This is a genomic window from Chamaesiphon polymorphus CCALA 037 (assembly GCF_003003845.1).
Lineage (GTDB): Bacteria > Cyanobacteriota > Cyanobacteriia > Cyanobacteriales > Chamaesiphonaceae > Chamaesiphon > Chamaesiphon polymorphus.
On record NZ_PVWO01000583.1, the window covers coordinates 1 to 3294 of the forward strand.

Genomic DNA, 3294 nt, shown 5'->3' on the forward strand with positions numbered 1-3294 from the left:
AATGTGGGATGCTGCGGGAGTAATTGGGGTGGCGATTGGAAAATATTTTCGTCTGCTGATTTGAGCGCGGTGCTCAATAACCAGAGTAATGGAAATAACATTACACCCGCGATCGCACTCAAGCCGCCATAAATTCCGACTAATTTCACGATCGGGGATTGCCAAAAAGGCGATTGCAAGAGGCGAGTGGGTATAGACTTTAGCATATTTCGATCGATTCTCTGGTTCTAAATCTATTGCTAGGCGGCATAAGTTAGATTACCATCTCCCAGTCTCCCCGTCCCCCACTCCCCGTCTCCCAACTCCCAACTCCCAACTCCCCACCAAATATTAACTCGAAGCGATCGAACTCACAGCCATCCGTGAGATCGATCGTACTCGCTAGTGTCGATCTTGTAATACTTGCACCATAACATCCTGGCGCGATCTCGCTGTTCGATCGAAGACAGTTTTAGACCAAAAAAAGGGTAATCTATAGTTACGGTATTTTAAAACTTGTAAATTTTATTTAAGAGTTGCCATCATACCGAACAGGAGATATCATTGACATAATGAGTATTTATACCTACCAAAATTAAATACTATCGTTATCTAGCAGTGAAGCATCCCACTCGATCCTCATCGCCTATCTATGATTTCTGAATTTCCCTGGCTGACTGCAATTATTGCATTTCCGATCGTAGCTGCCTTAGCTATTCCCGCGATCCCCGACACCAATGGTAAAACTGTGCGGCTCTACGCACTGGGCATAGGAATATTAGAATTAGGTTTAATTATCTATACATTCGCTACCCAATATGACTTTAATAACCCTAACTTACAGCTAGTCGAACGCTATAGCTGGATACCACAATTAGGTTTAAATTGGTCGTTGGGTACGGATGGGCTGTCGATGCCGTTGGTGGTGTTGACGGGATTTGTGACGACGCTAGCTATCTTTGCGGCGTGGAATATTACGATTAAGCCGCGACTGTTTTACGGCTTGATGTTATTAATGTACGGCGCGCAGATTTCGGTATTCTTGGCTCAGGATCTACTGATGTTTTTCATGCTGTGGGAGCTAGAATTAGTTCCTGTCTATCTCCTGATTTCGATTTGGGGTGGGGGACAGCGGTTTTATGCTGCGACGAAATTTATTCTCTATACGGCTCTAGCGTCGATTTTTATTCTGCTGTCTGCGCTAGGATTGGCTTTCTATGGCGACACAGTTACTTTTGATATCGCCGAATTAGGACTCAAAGAATACCCGATCGGGTTAGAATTATTAGCTTATGCTGGCTTCCTGATTGCTTTTGGTGTCAAACTGCCAATTTTTCCCTTCCATACCTGGTTGCCAGACGCACACGGTGAAGCTCCCGCACCTGGATCGATGATATTGGCTGGTGTATTGCTCAAGATGGGCGGTTATGCACTGATTCGGTTTAATGCCGAAATGCTGCCTCACGCTCATGTTTATTTTGCGCCCGTACTCGCGATATTGGGTGTAGTAAATATTATTTACGGTGCCTTAGCTGCGTTCTCTCAAGATAATCTCAAACGACGGTTGGCTTATTCGTCGATCTCGCACATGGGATTTGTGCTGATTGGGATTTCTTCGTTTACCGCTTTAGGCATTAATGGCGCAATGCTGCAAATGATTTCCCATGGTGGGATTGCCGCAGTCTTATTCTTCTTGGCTGGGGTAATTTACGAGCGCACCCACACCCTCTCGATGGATAAAATGGGCGGGATGGCCAAATCGATGCCGTCAACTTTTGCCTTATTTACATTCGCGTCGATGGCGTCGCTCGCATTACCAGGGATGAGTGGTTTTGTCAGCGAATTGTCGATTTTCTTAGGTTTGACAACTAGCGATGTTTATGATAGCGGTTTCAAAACGTTGGTGATTTTCCTATCTGCGGTAGGACTGCTGATTACACCGATCTATTTATTGTCGATGTTACGCCGGGTATTTTTTGGCAAGCTGGAGTCTAATGGCGAAATTTGTTGGGATGCCAAGCCGCGCGAATTGGCGATCGCTTTCTCGCTGCTAATCCCAATTATTGGCATTGGCTTATATCCCAAGCTGGCGACTCAAACTTACGACATCACCACGGCTGCTGTCGCCGCTCATCTTCGCGAAGCCTTACCGACGGCGGTTGCCGAACGTAAAGATACTAGCTTATACGCGCAATCGATCGAATGGAAATCGCAAACTGCGAACGCCTCGCCAGTCATTTCTAGCAAATTGGTTGGCATTGCTAATCGATAACTTTTTTGAGCGCAGAGATTCGGGATTAAATTCAGATATCTTACCTAGCAGGGGCAATTCATAAATTGCTCCTGCTTTTTACCTAAACAGGCGGAAATGCCACTTTTAAGCTTTGGGGCAGTCGCGATCTGCATTTCTATCAACTCGAACAAATCAAACGAATCAGAGTCGTTAGGCGTGTAGATGGGTATTATGCCCAATTCTGTATCGATACAGAACGGCTAGAAAAACGAGAGCCAACAGGCAAAACAATTGGTTTAGATGTTGGGTTAAACCATTTCTACACCGATTCTGATGGTAGACAAATCGAAAATCCTCGCTATTTGAGAAAGTCAGAACGTGCTTTAAAACGGGCACAAAAAAGACTATCTCGAAAGCAACTCGGATCTAAAAATCGCATCAAAGCTAGGGAAAAATTAGGTAGAAAGCACCTCAGAGTAAGTAGGCAGCGTAAAGACTTTGCGGTTAAGACTGCAAGGTGCGTAGTCCAGTCTAACGACTTGGTAGCCTATGAAGATCTGAAAGTGCGAAATATGGTTAAAAACCAACACTTAGCTAAATCGATTAGTGATGCTAGCTGGTCGCTATTTCGTCAATGGATTGAGTATTTCGGCAAAGTATTTGGCGTGGTAACTATTGCAGTTCCACCCCAATATACAAGCCAGAATTGTTCTAGCTGTGGCGAAATAGTTAAGAAAACTCTCAGCACTAGAACTCATCAATGTCCGTATTGTGGATATGTTGCCGACCGCGATAAAAACGCCGCTCGGAACATTCTCGAACTCGGACTTCGTACTGCGGGGCACGTAGGAACATCTAGTCTTGTGCTAGAAAACGTCTCTGGACAGACCGACCTCTGCTTAGGTGATGAAAATCCTCTCAGTAAGCCGACTGGTCGAAAGAGAAACTCTAAATAGCGATGTTTAGAATCCCCCACCATACCGCTTGCAGTTGGTGGCGGGAGAATGTGTGCGGTTCGTTTCTCTGAAACTAATCCTCTAGGATTAGGGGAGGAGAGCCTTTACGCCGCCTTGAGCGCAAGC

1 protein-coding gene and 2 pseudogenes are annotated in these 3294 nt (G+C 45.3%); 2 read left to right on the top strand and 1 reads right to left on the bottom strand.

Annotated features, from left to right (window positions below):
- Window positions 1-206, bottom strand: a pseudogene (locus tag C7B77_RS26695) (carbohydrate ABC transporter permease); the annotation flags it as partial.
- Between the two features lie 425 nt (window positions 207-631).
- Between C7B77_RS26695 and C7B77_RS26700 the strand changes: the two are divergent.
- Together C7B77_RS26700 and C7B77_RS26705 are read left to right on the top strand one after the other, a co-directional pair.
- Window positions 632-2251: an NAD(P)H-quinone oxidoreductase subunit 4 gene (locus tag C7B77_RS26700; protein ID WP_106312150.1), complete on the top strand. Its 1620-nt coding sequence runs from the start codon at window positions 632-634 to the stop codon at window positions 2249-2251.
- Window positions 2252-2352: 101 nt separating this feature from the next.
- Window positions 2353-3168 (top strand): annotated as a pseudogene (locus C7B77_RS26705) (RNA-guided endonuclease InsQ/TnpB family protein); the annotation flags it as partial.
- Window positions 3169-3294: the final 126 nt, after the last annotated feature.

Excerpts from the sequence above, each read along its gene's own strand:
- C7B77_RS26700 (WP_106312150.1), top strand. The coding sequence starts at position 632 with ATGATTTCTGAATTTCCCTGGCTGACTGCAATTATTGCATTTCCGATC.